The sequence below is a fragment of the Lentzea sp. JNUCC 0626 genome (assembly GCF_043632865.1).
GTDB lineage: Bacteria > Actinomycetota > Actinomycetes > Mycobacteriales > Pseudonocardiaceae > Lentzea.
The window spans coordinates 78,180-95,386 of record NZ_CP171636.1; the positions used below are offsets into that span (position 1 = coordinate 78,180).

18 protein-coding genes are annotated in these 17,207 nt (G+C 71.0%); 7 read left to right on the forward strand and 11 right to left on the reverse strand.

Annotated features, from left to right (window positions below):
- Positions 1-151: 151 nt before the first annotated feature.
- Entirely contained in the window at positions 152-562 is a 411-nt protein-coding gene (locus JNUCC0626_RS49950) for a hypothetical protein (protein ID WP_394622474.1), read from the reverse strand.
- Positions 563-699: 137 nt separating this feature from the next.
- Positions 700-1,653 carry a hypothetical protein gene (locus JNUCC0626_RS49955; protein WP_394622475.1) on the reverse strand — a complete coding sequence of 318 codons (954 nt, stop codon included), beginning with the start codon at positions 1,651-1,653 and terminating at the stop codon, positions 700-702.
- Between the two features lie 1,127 nt (positions 1,654-2,780).
- Here JNUCC0626_RS49955 and JNUCC0626_RS49960 point away from each other — a divergent pair.
- Positions 2,781-3,983: a cytochrome P450 family protein gene (locus tag JNUCC0626_RS49960; RefSeq protein WP_394622484.1), complete on the forward strand. Its 1,203-nt coding sequence runs from the start codon at positions 2,781-2,783 to the stop codon at positions 3,981-3,983.
- A 48-nt stretch (positions 3,984-4,031) separates the two neighbouring features.
- Here JNUCC0626_RS49960 and JNUCC0626_RS49965 read toward each other — a convergent pair whose 3' ends face one another.
- A complete protein-coding gene (locus JNUCC0626_RS49965) occupies positions 4,032-6,449 on the reverse strand; it encodes an ATP-binding protein (protein WP_394622476.1) in 2,418 nt (805 codons plus the stop codon).
- A 641-nt stretch (positions 6,450-7,090) separates the two neighbouring features.
- Here JNUCC0626_RS49965 and JNUCC0626_RS49970 point away from each other — a divergent pair.
- Positions 7,091-8,158, forward strand: a complete 1,068-nt coding sequence (locus tag JNUCC0626_RS49970; protein WP_394622477.1) for a hypothetical protein — start codon at positions 7,091-7,093, stop codon at positions 8,156-8,158.
- A gap of 6 nt (positions 8,159-8,164) precedes the next feature.
- Here the strand turns inward: JNUCC0626_RS49970 and JNUCC0626_RS49975 are convergent, their stop codons facing one another.
- Positions 8,165-8,776 (reverse strand): hypothetical protein, encoded by a 612-nt coding sequence (locus JNUCC0626_RS49975; protein WP_394622478.1) that lies wholly within the window; start codon positions 8,774-8,776, stop codon positions 8,165-8,167.
- 290 nt (positions 8,777-9,066) lie between these two features.
- Here JNUCC0626_RS49975 and JNUCC0626_RS49980 point away from each other — a divergent pair, with 290 nt between their 5' ends.
- Positions 9,067-9,336, forward strand: a complete 270-nt coding sequence (locus tag JNUCC0626_RS49980; RefSeq protein ID WP_394622479.1) for a hypothetical protein — start codon at positions 9,067-9,069, stop codon at positions 9,334-9,336.
- Between the two features lie 28 nt (positions 9,337-9,364).
- Here the strand turns inward: JNUCC0626_RS49980 and JNUCC0626_RS49985 are convergent, their stop codons facing one another.
- The 6 genes from JNUCC0626_RS49985 to JNUCC0626_RS50010 all read right to left on the reverse strand — a co-directional run bounded on the left by JNUCC0626_RS49985 (position 9,365) and on the right by JNUCC0626_RS50010 (position 12,380).
- Positions 9,365-9,748 carry a hypothetical protein gene (locus tag JNUCC0626_RS49985; protein WP_394622480.1) on the reverse strand — a complete coding sequence of 128 codons (384 nt, stop codon included), beginning with the start codon at positions 9,746-9,748 and terminating at the stop codon, positions 9,365-9,367.
- 137 nt (positions 9,749-9,885) lie between these two features.
- Positions 9,886-10,446: a hypothetical protein gene (locus JNUCC0626_RS49990; protein WP_394622481.1), complete on the reverse strand. Its 561-nt coding sequence runs from the start codon at positions 10,444-10,446 to the stop codon at positions 9,886-9,888.
- Positions 10,447-10,482: 36 nt separating this feature from the next.
- The gene (locus JNUCC0626_RS49995; RefSeq protein WP_394622482.1) at positions 10,483-10,698 is read right to left on the reverse strand and encodes a hypothetical protein; all 216 of its coding nucleotides are present in this window, start codon (positions 10,696-10,698) and stop codon (positions 10,483-10,485) included.
- A complete protein-coding gene (locus tag JNUCC0626_RS50000) occupies positions 10,695-11,066 on the reverse strand; it encodes a hypothetical protein (RefSeq protein WP_394622483.1) in 372 nt (123 codons plus the stop codon). The genes JNUCC0626_RS49995 and JNUCC0626_RS50000 overlap by 4 nt, the downstream gene beginning before the upstream one ends.
- A gap of 25 nt (positions 11,067-11,091) precedes the next feature.
- Positions 11,092-11,742 (reverse strand): hypothetical protein, encoded by a 651-nt coding sequence (locus JNUCC0626_RS50005; protein ID WP_394622291.1) that lies wholly within the window; start codon positions 11,740-11,742, stop codon positions 11,092-11,094.
- Between the two features lie 449 nt (positions 11,743-12,191).
- Positions 12,192-12,380 carry a hypothetical protein gene (locus tag JNUCC0626_RS50010; RefSeq protein WP_394622292.1) on the reverse strand — a complete coding sequence of 63 codons (189 nt, stop codon included), beginning with the start codon at positions 12,378-12,380 and terminating at the stop codon, positions 12,192-12,194.
- A gap of 145 nt (positions 12,381-12,525) precedes the next feature.
- On the opposite strand from JNUCC0626_RS50010, the gene JNUCC0626_RS50015 reads away from it, so the two are divergent.
- The 4 genes from JNUCC0626_RS50015 to JNUCC0626_RS50030 all read left to right on the forward strand — a co-directional run bounded on the left by JNUCC0626_RS50015 (position 12,526) and on the right by JNUCC0626_RS50030 (position 14,646).
- Positions 12,526-12,909, forward strand: coding sequence for a hypothetical protein (locus tag JNUCC0626_RS50015; RefSeq protein ID WP_394622293.1), 384 nt, complete (start codon positions 12,526-12,528; stop codon positions 12,907-12,909).
- Between the two features lie 160 nt (positions 12,910-13,069).
- On the forward strand, positions 13,070-13,318 hold the full coding sequence (locus JNUCC0626_RS50020) for a hypothetical protein (RefSeq protein ID WP_394622294.1): 249 nt from the start codon (positions 13,070-13,072) through the stop codon (positions 13,316-13,318).
- Between the two features lie 29 nt (positions 13,319-13,347).
- A complete protein-coding gene (locus JNUCC0626_RS50025) occupies positions 13,348-13,692 on the forward strand; it encodes a hypothetical protein (RefSeq protein ID WP_394622295.1) in 345 nt (114 codons plus the stop codon).
- A 45-nt stretch (positions 13,693-13,737) separates the two neighbouring features.
- A complete protein-coding gene (locus JNUCC0626_RS50030; protein ID WP_394622296.1) occupies positions 13,738-14,646 on the forward strand; it encodes a hypothetical protein in 909 nt (302 codons plus the stop codon).
- Positions 14,647-14,659: 13 nt separating this feature from the next.
- Here JNUCC0626_RS50030 and JNUCC0626_RS50035 read toward each other — a convergent pair whose 3' ends face one another.
- Entirely contained in the window at positions 14,660-17,182 is a 2,523-nt protein-coding gene (locus JNUCC0626_RS50035) for a DEAD/DEAH box helicase (RefSeq protein ID WP_394622297.1), read from the reverse strand.
- Between the last annotated feature and the right edge of the window lie 25 nt (positions 17,183-17,207).

Here is a 17,207-nt window from a genome sequence, read left to right on the forward strand (position 1 = left end):
GGTTCACTCTGCAACGTGACGAACGTAGTTGTCAACCAATTCTAAGTCTTTTGTTGAGCGTCTTTTTCTGACGTATTTTGCACAGGCTTAAGCGCCCGGTTCCAAAAGGAAAAGCCGGGTTAGCAAAGGCTGACGGTTTTCTGTTTTGTGACTAGCGGTCCACGGGAGTCACCTTTTCCGTGACGAACGCGCGGCCCGCGCTGCACACCGATGCCCCGGCCTCGGGCACGTACCCGGTGATCCGTACTCGCTGGACGGCTGGCTGCTCCCCGCGGGCGGCGCGATGCTCGTTGTCGGAGGCCACGTCGCCGGTGAGCTGGAAGCTCTGACCAGCAGCGGTCTCCAACCGGATGCAGCCGGGGTGCGAGCTCATCCAGGTCACCGTGCCCTCCACCGTGACCTGCGGCCCACGCTGATCCGGCGGTGGCAGCGCCACCGACGCCGCGGCGCTGGAGTTGGCGGCCGACGACGGCGGGGGAGTCGGCGTGGGACCGCTCGAACACCCCGCCAGCACCGCCAGCGCGCCGCCGAGCAGGACCGCGTAGCCGTGTGCCCTACGCATCCACGTGTCTCCCCAATCACCTGTTCTCCCCTCTTCCACCGGCAGCACGGTGTCCGCCGGTGCTCCCCTGACTGCGCCCCGAGTCGGGCATGCCCGACCAGGGCGACGTGGTGAGCCTGTTCGCAGCCCGTCGCGGCTCATCCGGCTTCCTCGATGTCCGGGGCCTGCGTGCGGCTGGCCAGACCGGCCGGGACCGGCGCGGTCGAAGGGCGCCGCAGTGCGACGCACTGGCGGGTGGGCTGCAAGGTCCGGGCGGCGTGCAGGGTGCCCGCGGCCAGGATCAGCGAGTTCGGCTCCCGCATGCGCGGGGCCAGCCGCACCAGCAACTCGAAGGCCCGCCGCTTCTCGAACCCGCTGCCCAGCAGCCACACCGCGCGCGGCAGGTAGTCGCAGCGGCGGATCGCGTAGATCTCGCCGGTGCGTTCGACGTAGCCCAGCGACCACGGCCCGGCGCGGTCCAGGTCCCCAGCGAGCGGGTCGTCCTCGTCGCCGTCGCGCCGCCAGGCGTGGCCGAACTCCTCGACGCCGGCGATGGTCTGGCCGGCCCATCCGTTCAGGGTGGCGCGCCGGGTGTCGGCGGCCAGGAACGACTCCTCGTCGTCGAAGGTGATGACGCTGGTGGGAACGGCGGGGGAGCGGCGCCAGCCCTCAGCCGCCTCGCGCAGCAGCCCGTCCGGCGCGTCGAGCTGGATGACGAACTCGCGCAGCACCTCCACCAGCGTGCGGGCGTCCTCCAGCGTCTCCACCGTGGCGTCGTGGTCGAGGATGGCCTGCTTCAGGGCGATGTGCGCGGCCCGACGGCGGCCGCGGGCACCCCAGCCGCGCGCCGCGTCCTCGGCGGCGGCCGCGGCACGTGCCTGCGCGACGGCTTGCTCGGCGTCCTCGGCCTTAGCCACGAGCGCGGCGACCAGCGCGCGCAGTCGGCCCTCCAGCCGAAGCAGGTCCTCGGCCGCATCGGCGGACAGGCCCAGCCCCCCAGGGCCGATCAGCCATTCGTCGATGGGCTCGGGCACCGGGTCGGCGCGACGGCCTAGGCGGAGCACGAGCCCGGCTTCGGTGTGCTTCCAGAACGGCTGGCGGTGCGGTGACATCCATCCCCTCCCCGAGATGTTGTGACTCCGGCCGGCGTGCCGTCGTGCTCGGCGAGCACGGGCGACACGGCACGCCAGCCGGTGTCTCCTCTCCGGTCAGCAGTGGTGTGCTGACCCGCAGCCGGACGGCGGGTTCCTCCCCGCCCCGCCGCCCGGCTTGAGCCCTGTCCCCGGCGCGGTTCCGGGTAACGGGGCCATGAGCACGAGGGGAGCAGCGCTATCGGTGTGGTGCTGAGCAGCGCGGGCGACCAGTGCCCCGTCCTGGGACCTGGTCTCGCCGTACGCGCGCTCATGCCACTGCCCCCCTTGTGCCGATGTCGTGTGGTACTCCCGTGTCTCCGAGTGATTCACCGGCCCCCTGCGCTGGTGAAGCCCCCGTTCGGAGAGGGGGAGTCGACTGGAACGGCATCCCGAAGTGACGCTGTCCAGAATCCCTATCGACGTGACAACAATAGGACAAACCTTCTCCCTGTCAACGCGATCTGGAAGAATTTCTGCACCCGTTTTTAGTCATCCACGAAAAGGCTAAGGGCGAACACGTAGCAACCGGCGAGACCACCACGTAGTGACACACCGGCCGTAGTAACTCCTGTTCAGAGCGTTGATCAACCGGTTGCCCGCACACGTTGTCCTGTCGTCGTGCCTGATCACACATCGGGTATCGCCGACTACGCGGCGTCGGTGCTTTAAGTCTGATCACCGAGCTTTTCAGAGTCATTTGAAGGCGAATAGACCTCGTTTTCGGCCGTCACTACGTGGCAATTATCAATGGCCTACGTGGTGCCTGGAAATGACTACGTGGTCCGATCTTCCGAAAATACGTGCTCGCCCTAATGGTGTGCGTCCTCATGATCAACGATTCTCGAATTCGGCACGCACCTATCGCGTGCCGGCAGTCGCCGCGCGCTGCGGGCCTCGTCCGCTCCCCGCCCGGCCCGTGCCGTTCGCCGGTGCGGCTGCCGTCGGCTGACGGGAAGAGACCGGACCGTGAGAGCACCGTGTGCCGCCGCTCGCGGTCTCGTGCCGGAGCAGGTCCCCGGCTTCCCGCCGCTCATCCCGACGCCCACGCGATGCCGCTGCACTCCGTGCCGGTGCAGGGCGTCCATCAGGAAGGAGCCGTCGTGACGATGACGGAGACACCGCTGTTCGGCGACGGGTACTGGGACACCTCGCTCGAGGTGGCCGACGCGTTGCGCGCCGAGGCGACAGCGCACCGCGCCACGCTGCCCAACCAGATCAGGGTGTGGGTCATCGGCCACTACGCGCACGCCCGTGCCGCGCTGGCCGATCCCCGGTTGAGCAAGGACATCGGCGGCCTGACCGCGATCATCCGCGGTCAGCTCGCCGAGACGGGCCAGGCGGACGCGCTGTCGAACATGTTCAGCCCGCACATGCTGTTCAACGACGACCCGGCGCACGCACGACTGCGTGGTCTGCTCACCGCGAAGTTCACCCGCGCCCGCGTGCAGGCCTTGAAGCCGCGGGTCGAGCAGCTCACCGACACGCTGTTGGAGGTCCTGCCCCGGGACCGGCCGATCGACCTGATCGACCGGGTCGCGTTCCCGCTGCCGCTGACCGTGATCTGCGAACTGCTCGGGATCCCGACGGAGGAACGCGGGCCGCTGCGGGACTGGACCGCCGCGCTGATGGAGGACCTGCCCGAGCGGACCCTGCCCGCCTCACGGGCGATGGAGCAGTACTTCACCGAGTTGATCGCCGCCAAGCGGACCACACCCGGCGACGACCTGCTCTCCGCGCTGATCCAGGTCGCCGGCGACGAGGACCGTCTCGCTCCCGGCGAGCTCATGGGCACACTGTTCCTGCTGTTCGTGGCCGGTCACGAGACGTCGACGAACATGATCGGCAACAGCGTGCGGTGGTTGCTGCAGGACCCGCAGCGCTGGCGGCTGCTCGGCCAGCGGCCGGAGCTGGTGCCCGGTGCGGTCGAGGAACTGCTGCGGTTCGACTCGCCGGTGCGGATGGCGACCCACCGGTTCACCACCGAGCCCGTGGACGTCGGCGGGGTGCTGATCCCCGCGGGCGAGCTCGTGCTCGTCAGCCTGCAGAGCGCCAACCGCGACAGCGCGAGGTTCCCCGGTGGTGACCAGCTCGACCTGCACCGCGACGCTTCCGGCCACCTGTCCTTCGGTCATGGCATCCACTACTGCCTGGGCGCTCCGCTGGGACGCATGGAGGCCGAACTCGCGCTCGGCGGGCTGACCCGCCGGTTCCCCGGCGCCCGCCTGGCCGTCGACGAGGCCGACCTGAAGCGCAGGCACAGCGCGATCATGAACGGCTACGTCGACCTTCCCCTGCTGCTGGGGCGCTGACCTACCCGGCCAGGGCCGCCCGACCCGTTGCGGGCGGCCCCGGCCGGGTCAGCCGATCTCCTGCAACGCCAGGTACCAGGCGGCGATCTCCACCCTGCTGGTCAGGCCGAGCTTGCGGTTGATCTTCTGGATGTGCACCTCCACCGTCCGGAACGAGATGTGCAGCCGCTGGGCGATCTCGCGGTTGCGCATGCCCTTGGACACCAGGCCGGCGACCTCGAACTCCCGCTCGGACAATCCACCGGGCAACTCGTGCTCGGTGTCCGCCTTCCGCTCCGGCCGCAGCCGGAAGGCCAGGGTCAGCACCTCGGCCCAGGACAGCGACTCGCCGACGGCCACCTGGATCTCGAACTCGTCGTCACCGAGCTCGCGCCGCGCCTCGGCCTCGGCCTGCTGCTGGAAACGCAGGAACGGCAGCAGCCCCAGGACACTGGCCTGCGTGAGCCGCTGTCCCATGCTCGCTCCACCGAACAGCTGCCCGGCCAGCTCGCACTCGCCCAGCTTCACCGCGACGAGCGCGATCAGCCACAGGCTCCAAGTCGGCCCCCAGGTGTCACCGTTGGCCCGCTGGATCCGCAACGCCTCCTGTGCCAGCGTTCCGGCAGTCGCCGGATCACCGAACTTCAGCTCCGCCAGCCCGCACACCCACAGCGCCCACGAGATCGACCACTGCGCGCCGGCGGATCGGGCGGTCGCCAGCGCCCGCGCGCTCTCGGCGAAGGCCGTGTCTCGGTCCCCGTGGAAGGCCGCGGCCATCGCCAGGAACAGCAGCGCCATGAACGCGTCGCCGGGGGAGCCCTGGACGCGGAAGGCGCGCTCCGCCTCGGCGAGCAGTTCCAGGGACCGGCGGGCCCGGACGGGATCCGGCTCGGCCACCAACAGGCGGGTGCCGCGGCCGTAGAGCAACGGACCGAACGAGTCGTAGCAGCCCAACTCGCGCGCCGAGACCTCTGCCTGGGCCAGCAGCGGCCCGGCCAGCAGCTGGTTGCCCTGGCACAGCGCCACCCACGAGGTCAGCGACAGTGCCGCGATCTGGTTGGGGCTGGGCGCGTCGGGGTGCTCGTCGAGACCGAGCCCCAGCATCCGCCTGGACTCGTTGAGCACACCGGCGAGGAAGAAGAACCGGGTCCTGGTCGCGTTGATCGCCAGTTCCAGAGCGCGGCCGGCCATGTCGGGCCGGGACAGGAAGTGTTCCTGCGCGGCACGGAGGTTGGGCAGGTCGGCGCGCATCCGGCGCAACCAGTCGATCTCGTCGGGGCCGAACCACTCGCGTGCGCTCCGCGCCGCCAGGGCGTCGAAGTACTCCGCGTGGGCCTGGCGCACCTGGTCCTCGATGCCGGCGTCGACGACCAGGTCCAGGCCGTACTGCCGGATCATCTCCAGCATCCGGTACCTGGTCCGCCCCTCGCGGGCCTCGGCCAGCAGCACCGACTTGCGCACCAGCCGGGCCAGCAGGCCGAGCATCTGGTCCTCGGCGATGCCGTGGTCGCGACACACCGCCGTGGCCGCCTCGAGGTCGAAGCCGCCCTCGAACACCGCCGTGAGTGCCCACATGCGCTGTTCGGGCTCGGTCAGCAACTCGTAGGACCAGTGCATCGCCGCGCGCATGGTCCGGTGGTGACGCTGCTCGGACGGTCCGTCGTCCAGCAGGTCCAGCAGGCCAGGGTGGTCGACCATCTCGCGCAGCGTCATGGTGTCCAGCTGCACGGCGGCCAGCTCGATGGCCAGTGGGATGCCGCTGAGCAGCGTGCACAACCGCGCCGCGAGCGGCCGGTCCTGCTTGCTGATCTCGACCCCGACCGCGGCTGCCCGGTCGATGAGCAGTCGCACCGCCTCGTGTGTGCTGTTCTCGCCGTCGACGGTCTCGCAGTCGGCCATGTCGCCCGCGCACAGCGGCGGCACCAGCAGCAGGTGTTCACCCTGCACGCCGAGCCGGACGCGGCTGGTGGTCATCACCTGCAACGCCGGGGCGGCCTTGAGCAGGGTGTTCAGCAGCCGCGGGATCTGTCCCGAGCCGGGCCTCTCGCCCATCAGGTGCTCGCAGTTGTCCAGCATCAGCAGCATCTGCCTGTGCCGGAAGTACTCGATGAGCCGTGCCAGACCGGGCACGGCGGAGTTGTCCAGGATGCCCAGCGCGTCGGCGATCGTGGATTCCAACCGGTCGTCAGCCTCTTTCAGGTCGGTGAGCCGGACGACCACGACGCCGTGCTTGTACGTTCCGCTCGCGGTCAGGTCGACCGCGAGCCGTTCCAGCAACCTGGTCTTGCCCACACCGCCGGTCCCGATCAGCGTGACCAGGCGTGCGGTGCCCAGCAGCCGGGTGCCCTCGTTGATCAGGCTGGTCCGGCCGATGAAGCTGTTGACCTCCGCGGGTAGCGGAGGCGAGGTGACCGCCAGGGTGGATGTGCCCTGCATCCGGTCGTCACAGCGCGACGTGTGGTCGCTCTGGGTAGAGCTGCCCCTCATTTCGTGTCCCCCAACACGCTCGACGATCGCTCACGGCGCCGCAGCACCGTCTTGTGGTGATGCCTCTCGCCGACACGGGCCGGATCCGTCGCGGCCCCTCGCGTTCGCCTTCCCGACCTCCCCGGTCGGGGTAGCGCGTCCTCACGGATGGAGGAAAATGATCACGCCACGTGTCTTTGATGCAGCCTCGTCCCGGCTCGCGGCTTGATGACCGCGAGCCCACTTCTGGGACCGGCTACGCCCGACGACCAACGGGAACGAGCCTGTGACCAGCAGCAGCGCATGGTCACGATGACCACAAACCTATACGAACAGCACACAACGTCGACATGGATTATTCCATTCCGTCAGACACGTTCGGTTGTGCTTGCCCGGTCGGAGCAGCGGAAAATGACGCTACGTGTTTGCCTCGGTTCACCCGATCCGGTGATCCTTGTCCCGACCACTTTGGACCACTCCGCCTAGCGCACTGGTCCACATAGAGTGGCGTGGGTGGGCACTGAGCAGCGAAAACAGGGAATGGTGTTGACAGTGGACCGTCGCAAAGCGGTCCAGACCGGGCTTCGCCCGCGCGGCTGCGCGGCACCCAAGACGGCGCTCATGCTCGCCTTGACCTCACCGGCGCGTTCGCCGTACGCGGAATGAGCGGGTCCCGAGACCACGCGGGACAGTGGATCTTGCTCGACGCGCGGTTCCACCTGTTGGCCGTCGGCCCGTCGCTGTACCAGGGCGTCTCGCCCAAGCCGTCCCTCGACCTGACCGCCCGCCGGATCCTGTTGCCGCAGATGCGCCTGGCCTGCATCGACCGCACGCCCCGCACTGAGGTGCTGGAGGACTTCGGACGCCGATGGGTCATCCGCGTCCAGCCGATTCTTGGCGCGGTCAGCGGGCAACCCGTGGCCGTCCTGGGCTGCTATGGCCCCGCGCACGCCAAACTGCCGGACCCGCCGCTGGTGGGTAGCTGGGAGTGGCGGGTCACCCCGCCCGGCCCTGATCAGCAGATGCGCATCCACTGGTCGAAGGAGGCCTTCGACGTCTACGGCATCCCCGCGCCACCCGGCGCCGGCCCGCACTACTGGGAGGCGCCGCAGTGGCTGGACGAGATCGTCGCTGACGCGCACCGCACCGAGGTGCAGCGGGTGCTGGAGCGGTTCCTGACCATGACTTCCGACGCCCTGCTGATCCACAACTTCGCCGCGCGCACCGCGGACGGCGGCCAGGTGCGGCTGCGCTTGGCCGGGCGCCGCGACGTGACCGCGCCGGGGCCGGACACCTGGCTGCGCGGGGTCACGATGCGCCTGGACTCCGCGGCGGCCGCCGTGACCGACACCAGTGACTCCCCGAGCTACCTCGACGCCGCGTTCGTGCTGGCCCGCGATCCGCTGTGCGCGATCGACACGCTCTTCGAGCACGTCTACCTCACCTCGGCCCGCTTCGCCGAGCTGGGCGTCGCCCTGCCCGCGCACCGGCATCTGCCCGAGATGTGCCATCCCGAGGACCTGCCGGCCTTGCGGGCGATGCTCAAGCAGGCCACCGCCGACATCGGTGTCCCGGCGGGCCCGGTGCGGGTGCGCCTGGCCGCGGCCGATGGCGAGGGGTGGCGCGAGGTCGAGGTGACCGGCAGTGGCATCCGCCTGTTCGGCGAACCGCCACACCACGTGCTGTGCCTGGTCACAGCGGCTGCCCAGCCGGGCAGCCCCGCCGGGTAACGGCGGCTAGCCGGCCTGCCCGGACAGACGACGGGTCGCCGTCGTGTCCAGCTCGGTGGTCAGGGTCAGCTGTGCCGCCAGCGCGGGCGGGGCGCCGAACAGGCCGCAGAGCATCTCGGCGGCGCCGGTGATCGCCTCGGGCAGGGTGCGGCCGAAGGCGACGTCGTAGTGGTCGGGAAGCGAGGCGGCGAAGTACCCGTCGGACCAGCTCACCCGCAGCGCGAACGGGTGGCTCTTGAGCACGCCCCAGTCCATCGCGCGGGCCATGTCCAGCAGCAACTCGCTGGGCTGCTTCGCCCGGTCCTCCCGTGTGGACAGCCAGTCCTCCAGCGCGGGGATGCCGTCGACGACGTCGTCCTGGTCGGTGTCGTGGTCATGGCAGTGGAAGCGCCGGTCCTCGGTGACGTGGATGTTCAACCGGGACTCCCCGAGCAGGCCCAGGCTCCACAACGCTTCGCCGTCGTTGACCACGTCGAAGTGCCACCCGGAGCGGTGCGCGAGCAGGTCGCCCAGGTCCCGCCAGGCGGGCAGCAGGTCGTCGCCGCCCCCGAAGCTGACGCAGACGTTGTCGTAGTCGCTGTTGGCGAACTTGACCCGGACCGAGCCGCACGGACGCATCCGCAGATCCTATTGGCCGGCCCCAGGGCTGCTCGGCGGCCGCACGGCGGACGCGCCGACGACGACGGGCCGCCCCGGTGATCGGAGCGGCCCGTGGTGGTGCGCGTCGGCCTGCTGTCCGGTCCTTCCCCGACCGGCAGCGTTCCGCGCTGGCGACCGAAGGTCAGCGTCGCCGGCAGCTACGATACCCGAATGGTCGAACGGGTGTTCGACGCCGTGGCGTCCGACGGCTGGGAGGGGACCGTCCGCGAGGTCGAGCCCCCGAACCTGTCTGGCTCAATCTCGCGGCGGTGTTCCCGCCCAGCCGGATCGGCTCCGGGGCGACACCGCTGCGGGTGCTCGCCTACGGGCTGGACAACGGCGAGGTGATCCCCGCCGAGCTCTGCCAGTGGATCCAGACGCGCACCGGCGAGTGGTGGGGGAGGGTGCGCGGCGTCGCGCATTCGGCGAACGACCGGCTCAGCTACCCGCTCGACGGCCAGGTGGTCCCCGGCGCGGCGCTTCGGCCGCGCGAGGTGGGACGCGACGGTGTCCCGTCCTCCCCGCGCCCGGCCCCGTAAGTCCTGTTCAGGGCCGGGCGCACCGGGATCACTCCTCGTCGAGATCGCTGTTGTCGGCGAAGCGGGCGTACCAGCTCTCGAACCACTCGTTCTCGTCCTGGTGGGCCTGGAGCATCGCCTCGTCCGCGGTCAGGTCCGGGTTCTGCTCGCGCAGGATCGCCGCGTACCGGCGCAGCGCCCAGGTGCTGGCCGGCTCGTACCGCTCGGGCTCGACGCCCTCCGGCAGGCCCTTCAGCTGCTCGATCTCCCGGCCCGTCTTCTCCAGTGCCTCGTCGGCCAGGCGCGCGGCCCTCTGCAGCTCCTCGTTCTGCGGGTCGGCGGCCAGCGCCGCGGCCCGCTCCTGGACGCGCACGGCGGCGGCCCGGAGCTTGATGTCGAGGATCTGCTCGATCGTCCGCTTGGTGGTGTTCATCTCGGCCTCCATGTCGCCCTGTGTCCCTCGCTGCAACCAACGTTACCAACATTACCAACCTTACGCAAGTTGGTTCGACGAGCAGACGGGGCGCCGTGGACACGCCACAACGCCCCGCGCTGGTCACGCCTGCCGGATCACTCGGCCTCGGCCAGGTAGAACACCCCGTCGCGCAGCCGCGAGATCGCGCTGATCAGGCGCCGCTGAGCCAGGTAGCTGTCGGCCTCGTCGGCGTAGGTCCACGCCCAGCACAGCCGGGGGTGTTCTCGAGCCTGTGCCCAGCCGCCGGGGGCGAACTGGTCGAGCAGCGTCCCGTAGAGCTCGCGCGCCTGCCGGTAGAGCGAGCGCGCCGTGTCGAGGTCGCGGGCTGCCAGCTGCTGCGCGGCCCAGTCGAGCAGCCCGCGCAGCACCATCGCCCACGGGTGTCGCCGGGCGTCCTCCTGCTCGGCCAGCGCGACCGCGATCCGTTCGGCGGCCTGACGCGCGCCGGAGGTGCCGTGCGCGTCGACGGCGTGCTCGACGCGCACGATCGCGCCCAGGCCCTGCTCGTCCAGGCGGCCCAGGACTCGCGGCCCCGCGGCGCCGACGCCGGTCTCCGCGTCGACGGTCCACCGAAGCCCGGCGAGCACGTCGCCCGGCCTGGCCGCCGGGCTGTACCAGGCGGCCGAGACGTCGTTCGTCGGCAGCGGCGGCTGCATGGAGTTCCTCCCGAAATTGCTGTTCAGGGCGGTCGATCACAGGTTGCGCAGCGTCTGCCGCAGTCGCTCGGGTCCAGAGGAGCCGTTCCACCAGGCGTCGCGCAGCTGCTGCCGTGCCCAGCAGTCCGGGCACGGGGCGGCGTCGACGACGGCCTGGCCCCGGCAGGTGCCGCAGTCGCGCACCCCGTTCGGGTCGTCGGGGTGGGTGCCGAAGTGCAGGTTGTCCTCGGTGACCGCAGCCGGCCGGGTCACCGGCCCTCATCGCTGGACAGGCGGACCTTGCCCTCCGGGCAGGGGACACCGGTGTCGAAGGTGTCGTCGTAGGCGTGCTCGGCGGGGATGTGGATCTCGCGCCAGTGCTCGCGCCGGGTGCGGTCGAGGGCCAGGTCGGCCTCCGGGATGCAGGTCACGAAGTGCTCGCCGGACCCGCCGGGCAGGTTCTGGCCGCGGGGTCCGCTGTAGGAGGGGCCGTCCTCCACGACCCACTTCCCGCCCGGCGCGGTCGGGGCGGGCGTGCTGGGCGTGCTGGGCGTGCTGGGCGTGCTGGGCGTGGAGGCGGCCGGGGCGATCACCGCGAGCACGGTGGCGATGACGACGACCAGGGCTGAGGCGCGGGACATCGGGGTCTCCTTCTTCTGCGAGTGGCTACGGGCACCAGGTGAACATCGACGCGAGCGCGTCGAACTCGGCTTGGTCGACGGTGAGGTCCCAGTCGATCTTCGTTTGGGCGTAGGGCAGGGCGTAGAAGCACTGCCACGCCTCGACCGGCTGCCAGTGGGCGGCGTCCCGGCCGTCGTGGGCGTGCGCGGTCACCGCGGTCGTCGGCGCGAAGTTCTCGGCGTCGTCGAGGAACTCGGCGCGCCGGGCGTCGCTCCAGGCCGCTGCTCCGGAGCGATGGGCTTCCTGCGCGGACACGCGGCGGTCGAGCACCAGCTGGCCGGCGTCGCTGGTGTGCACGTTGTCGTAGTTGCTGGTCCAGCACGCCACAGTCGGACAGGCGGGATCGCACCCGGTGCCGTGGACGTCGCCGGTGCCGAACTCGCGCAGCACCGCCGCGCGCAGATCGCAACCGGGTTGGTGCTGGCCGTTCCAGACCGCCGGGTCGTACGCGGCCGTGTCCTCGGGGGCGATGCGCAGCTGCGCGAGCAGGTCCTGCCCGGTGTAGCCGCTGCCCTGGATCGGCGTCGCGACGATCGTGCCGGGCGCGCTCGGGGCGTGCGCGGTGTCCTGCCTGTCCACCACGACGGCGGCGGCCAGGACCACGATCACCGCGGCCGACACCACGATCCTTCTCACGACGGGAACTCCTCGGTGGCTTGGACGAACGGGGTGGTGTTGGCGGGCGTGGGGGTGACGCGCCAGCACGGCGCGCAGCACGGCGGTCGCCGGGGGCGCGAGGTCCGACCGGGGGAGGGGGAGTCCCCGGTCGGACCTCGCTCGCGGGGCCGGCGGCGTGGGGGCGCCGTGCGGCCGAAGCTGGGGCCGAGCCGTCGGGGGAGGCGATGGACGGCTCGGCCCGGAGAGGCCAGGTGCGCTCGAGCTGGACGCGCTCGGGGTAGCGCTCGACTGGCCGTGGCTGGAACGGAGCCGGGCACGCGGGGAAGTCGTGCCCGACTCCGTGCGGAACCGGCGGTGCGCCGGGGTGGCGCTGACGGGAAGGGGTTGCCGCCGGTCCGGGCTGGGACCGGCCGGTCCGCCGTCATCCGCCTGGTGGGCGGGACCGACGGACCGGCCGGAGCTGGGAACTAGACGTCGTCGTGGCTGAGGCTGTTGACCGCGGCGCGGTCCTCGGCGGGCAGCGACGCCAGGAGGGCGTCACGGCCGTGCACGTTGGCCCAGAACTGGCCCTCGGTCAGGTCGCCGGTGCGCAGCCGCTCGTTGTCGGTCTTGGACCAGGCGACGATGCTGCGGGCGTTCTCGGCGCTGATGGCCATCTCGGTCTCCCTCGCTCCCGGCCTGCTCGCCGGGGGCTCTCGCGGTTCTGGCGGGCCGCCCCGCCTTGACATCACCAACGTTACCAACCTGACCAACGTTACGCAACCACTTTTGTAAAGTTGGTAATGTTGGTACGATCCGCGCATGATCACGAAGACCATGGCCGAGGTGCGCCTCGAGTGGGGTGACCTCATCGAGCAGGTCACCGCCTCCGCCGCACCCGAACACCACCTGCAGATCAGGCGCAGCCGCGGCCGCCCCAAGGACCGGGAGCAGGCCGCCGTGCCGGTCGCGGTCGTGGTGTCGATCGACTGGTACGAGGCCCTGCCCGAAGGGCGCCGGCCCGCGGAGTCGCAGGTGCAGTCGATGCAGAGCAGCCAGGCCCGCGCGCAGCTGACCGCCATGGTCGCGGCCGCGTCGCGCGGCGTGCACACCAAGATCGAGCCCTACGGCAAGGACCCGGTCGCCGTCTTGGTTCCGCACGACTGGTACGAGGCGGAGGTTGGCAGCCCCGGCGGGGACGAGTAGGTCCTCGCCGGGCGTTCGCTCGGCCCGTCGGTATCCGCATGGCCCCTGAACAGCATGTTCAGGGGCCATCTCCATTTCTGTCGGACGTCTCGCTTGCCTCATGGTCCGTCATGTTGGTAACGTTGGTTATGTTGGTGACGTTAGCGGGAGAGGATGCGACATGAACGAGTGGGAGCAGACCCAACGGGACCTGGCCAAGGACGCGGTCCGCGCGACGCTGCCGGACGACGTGGCCGAAGCCGTGATCGGCTGCGCGGCGTTCGGTGCCGTGGCAGGGAAGTTGTTCAACGCCGACAAGGCCGGCCACACCCGCGAGGACGTCCTCGCCGCGCTCGACCCGGACGACGTCGAGTTCGCGGGGCGCGCCCACACGCCCGCCGCGTTCCTCGCCTCGCTGATCGACCACTGACCGACTCCAGCACCGACCAGGAGACGCAGATGAACCAGCCCCAGCCGGACATGGACACGGAGGACTACCGGGTCGCCGTGACCGTGTTCGCCACGGTCCGCCACGGCGACGTCCGCGACCAGCGCGACGCCAACAACCGGGTGGTCGACGCGGTCCAGCAGGCCCTGGACGCCGTCGACGCCGGACTGGACCCCGACCTGCCGACCGTCCCCGCCGGACACCGCACCCTGCCAACCGTCCACGTGACCACCTACGGGGTGATGGAGACCGCCACCGCCGGCATCAACAGCTACCTCGCGGTCGTCCCGACCAGCCGGGCGTTCCCCCGCCCCAGCCCGCCCGCGGACACCGACTCGCCCACCGACCACCGCTGAACAGCGACAACACACCAACCACCGCCGCCGACCGAAAGGGACACCGTGAGCACCTACCTGCCCGCCGCGCAGCCCGCCGAGGCGACCGGACCCGACGCGAAGGTCACCGCGCTGCTGGACCTGCTGCCCGCCCGGCTCACCCGCCGCGGCCCAGCCTGGCGCGACCTGGGCGGCTGGATCCTGGACCCCGCCCACGTCGACGACCCGCGCACTCCGGCGCGCGGAAACCCGGACACTTGGTGGACCCGGCTCAGCCCGTGGTGGTCGAACTCCGGTCCCTGGCAGGACAACGGCGAACCCGCGCACGGGATCTACCACCGCCCGGCCGCCAGCAGCCTGACCGACTGGGCTGCGGCCGTCGACGGCTGGATGATCTGGCGCTGGTCCGGTCCGCGCATGCACTGGCGATCACCGCTGGTGAGCCCGTGGAACCCGATCCTCGCGCAGTCGCTGACCCTCGACGAGCTCGGCGGCCGCGCCCCGGATCTCGGCGACTGGGAACGGTGGACCGCCGACGCCGTCGCGGCCGGGCAGAAGCCCGCCGGGTACTTCGGCATCCGCCCGCGCCGGGAGATGCGCGACCGGGTCGACGCGGCCCGCGCCGCCGGGCTCGCCGTCAACTTCCACCCGCGCGGCTGCTGGGCGTTCGCCGCTCAACCCGGCACGCTCGGCCACCACTTCGACCTGGCCGCGCTGGCCGCCGAGTACCGGCAGGCCCTGCCGTCCGCGCTCGGCGACGAGGTCGCCGTCGCGCTCACCGCAGCGGCCGACCTCGACGTGCTTACCGCCGCTGAACAGCACGAAGAGCAGCACGAGGCGGTCTGCGGCCTCGTGCTGGGCTACCCGCCCGAAGTCACCGCGGGTCTGCTGCTGTCCGCCGGGCACCGCGCCGGACACCGGCCGGAGGCCGCCGAGTACGGCGCTTGGTGCCCGACCTGCCGCCGTTGCCCCTGACCGGCCTCCGCCGTCACGGCGCCCGGCGCGCCGCGACCGAGTACGCGGTGATGATGCGTTCGCCGGTAAGGCGGTGGAACGCCAGCTGCTGCGCGACGGCCTGCTCGCTGCCCCACAGGGTGCTGCCCTGTCCGAGCGCGGTGGCGAAGGCCTCGACGGCCGTCTTCAGCTCGGCGAGCTTGGCCGGGGTGATCACCCGCATCCCCGGCACGAAGACGGCCTTCCCGTCGAGCACCTCGACCGGGTGAAGCATGACCGGAACGTTGATCACCCCCGGATTCGTGCCCTCGTTCCAGCGCACGCTGCCGCCGAGCTGGTCGGCGTCCTTCTTGGCGATGCCCTCGCAGTCGCGTTCCACGCCGGTCTTCAGCTCGATCACCGCGTGCTGGGTGGCGCTGAGCGTCCACAGGTTGTCCGGGCCGGTTCCGTAGAGCCGCTCGGGCCGCATGCTGTCGAACCCCAGGTGGCTGCCCAGCTTCTCCCAGGCGGCTTCGGCGTCGTCGGTGCGGTCGTTGTCCCACACGAGGTCGTCGAGCACGGCGCGCAGCCCGAGGACCAAGCCCGTGCTGTCGGTGTAGGCGGCGGAGAGGTACTCGGCGGCTGCGCGGGCCTGCACCGCGGCGGCGCGGGCCCGCCGAACGTCCACGCCGACGACCGGCCGCAGCACGGCCGGGTTGTCCCGGATCGCCGCGCCGAGCTGCTGCTGCGCGATGGCGGGGTCGACGAAGTGCAGGTAGGTCGCCTTCTGCTCACGCACCCAACCGCGCAGCGCCGGGTCGACGATGCCGTCGATGACGGCCTGCAACCGGTCGACGGCCTGGTTGTGCTGGCCAGCGGTCGCGAAGTCGAACGCCTCGCGTGCCGCGACGGCCTCCGGGCGCACGGCGCCGACGTTGTTGTAGCGGACCGAGGCGACGGCGAGCTTGCTGCGCCGGACCCACTGCGGGTCGCGGTCCAGGCAGACCGACAGCGCGGTGCGGATGCCGTCCAGGCCAGCGCCCTGCAGCTGCAGGGCGAGGTCGCGGCTGAGTTGCAGCTGCGCGCGGGTGGCGGGGGAGAACAGGTTCAGCCAGGTGTCGTCGTGCACGGCCATCCCCATGCCCGCACCCATCAGCAGCACGGCGCAGTGGTCCTCGACGTCGCGCACGCCCCGGCCCATGCCCTGTTCGATGCGCTGCACGTCGCGCATGCGCCGCAGAGGGCTGTCGAGCAGGGCGGACGCCTCCCGGCGTTCGGCGGCGTCCAGCGGACGCGGGATGCCGTCGATCACGAGCAGCTCGCACGCGGTGCCGGGCAGGTCGATCCCGTCGTACTTGTTGACCAGCACGACCAGACCGACGTGCCCGGCGACGAGTTCGGCGACGCCGTGTTCGAGATCGCGGACGTAGTGCACCCGGTCGGCCAGGTGCGTCCACTGGTTGGCCTTGGCCGTGCTGGGCACGAGCACCACCACGTTGACCGGCCGGGTCTCCGGGACGCCGTCGCCGTCGCGGTCGCCGACCGAGAAGCCCTTGGCCATCCGGCGGATCGCCTCGTCGTCGAGGTGCGGGTTGAGCTCCACCGGGGCGAGCACCAGGCGGTCGCCGAGGTCGGCCGCGCTGCCGGGTGTCACGACGGCGGCCAGGTTCCTCGGGTCGGCCTTGAGGTTGGTGACCAGCACGCTGTCGTCGGACAGGGTGGCAGTCAGGAACACGCGCCGCTTGGCGTTGACGTACGAGGGGATCTTGCCGATCGGGGGAACGGGCGGCCGGATCTCCACGCCGCGGCTGGAGAACATCGCCGTGCACAGGCTCAGGCAGTCGGCGATCAGCGGCCAGGCGAACTTGAAGTCGTCGTCGCGCTGGTGCGGGTGCAGGATCTCGAGCACCTCGACCTGCCTGTCGGCCCAGGCCCAGAACGGCACCCGCGCCACAGCGGTCTGGTCGCCCTCGGTGATGTCGAGCCAGGTCTTCTGGCCCTGCTCGGCCACCGCCGGCCCGAACAGCTCGAACAGCTTCAGGCACGCCGGGTGCTCGACCGGGATGCTCAGCCGGAACTGCCCCTCGGTCGTGGCCAGGGCCGCGTGCGCGTCGTCGACGACCACGACCCCGAGGTCGATCGTCGGGTACCGGCCACCGACCACGCCGAACACCGACAGGCCGTTGATCAGCTTCTGGAAGGTGGTCACCAGGATGGCGCGACCGCTGGTGAACCGGATGTCGTCGTGCCGCTCGGCGGTCGGCAGTCCCAGCCGGTCGGCTTCCCGCCGCACGCGGCCGGCCAAGTAGGTGTCGGGCGCAAGGTAGACGGCCTTGCCGACGCCCTCGTTCAGGGTGCTCTGCGCGATCAGCAGACCGATGACGGTCTTCCCGCCGCCGGTGTTCTGCTTGATCACCACGTCGCGGTCGTCCTTGCGGGCGAACCAGCCCTCCAACGCCTCACCCTGCTCCTGCCGCAGGTACGACCAGGGCTTGTTCGGCAACGCCGCGAAGATGTCCCGTGGCCGCAACAGCAGCTCAGGGGAAGACGAGCCGATCCGGTTCCAGTCCAACGTCACGTGAGCGCCCTTTCGCCAAGAGTGC

Coding starts and splice junctions, on each gene's coding strand:
- JNUCC0626_RS49985 (WP_394622480.1), bottom strand. CDS start 9,748: ATGAACACCACCAAGCGGACGATCGAGCAGATCCTCGACATCAAGCTC.
- JNUCC0626_RS50020 (WP_394622294.1), top strand. CDS start 13,070: ATGAACGAGTGGGAGCAGACCCAACGGGACCTGGCCAAGGACGCGGTC.
- JNUCC0626_RS49970 (WP_394622477.1), top strand. CDS start 7,091: ATGAGCGGGTCCCGAGACCACGCGGGACAGTGGATCTTGCTCGACGCG.
- JNUCC0626_RS50015 (WP_394622293.1), top strand. CDS start 12,526: ATGATCACGAAGACCATGGCCGAGGTGCGCCTCGAGTGGGGTGACCTC.
- JNUCC0626_RS49955 (WP_394622475.1), bottom strand. CDS start 1,653: ATGTCACCGCACCGCCAGCCGTTCTGGAAGCACACCGAAGCCGGGCTC.
- JNUCC0626_RS50025 (WP_394622295.1), top strand. CDS start 13,348: ATGAACCAGCCCCAGCCGGACATGGACACGGAGGACTACCGGGTCGCC.
- JNUCC0626_RS50000 (WP_394622483.1), bottom strand. CDS start 11,066: ATGTCCCGCGCCTCAGCCCTGGTCGTCGTCATCGCCACCGTGCTCGCG.
- JNUCC0626_RS49990 (WP_394622481.1), bottom strand. CDS start 10,446: ATGCAGCCGCCGCTGCCGACGAACGACGTCTCGGCCGCCTGGTACAGC.
- JNUCC0626_RS50010 (WP_394622292.1), bottom strand. CDS start 12,380: ATGGCCATCAGCGCCGAGAACGCCCGCAGCATCGTCGCCTGGTCCAAG.
- JNUCC0626_RS49975 (WP_394622478.1), bottom strand. CDS start 8,776: ATGCGTCCGTGCGGCTCGGTCCGGGTCAAGTTCGCCAACAGCGACTAC.
- JNUCC0626_RS49965 (WP_394622476.1), bottom strand. CDS start 6,449: ATGAGGGGCAGCTCTACCCAGAGCGACCACACGTCGCGCTGTGACGAC.
- JNUCC0626_RS49950 (WP_394622474.1), bottom strand. CDS start 562: ATGCGTAGGGCACACGGCTACGCGGTCCTGCTCGGCGGCGCGCTGGCG.
- JNUCC0626_RS49960 (WP_394622484.1), top strand. CDS start 2,781: ATGACGGAGACACCGCTGTTCGGCGACGGGTACTGGGACACCTCGCTC.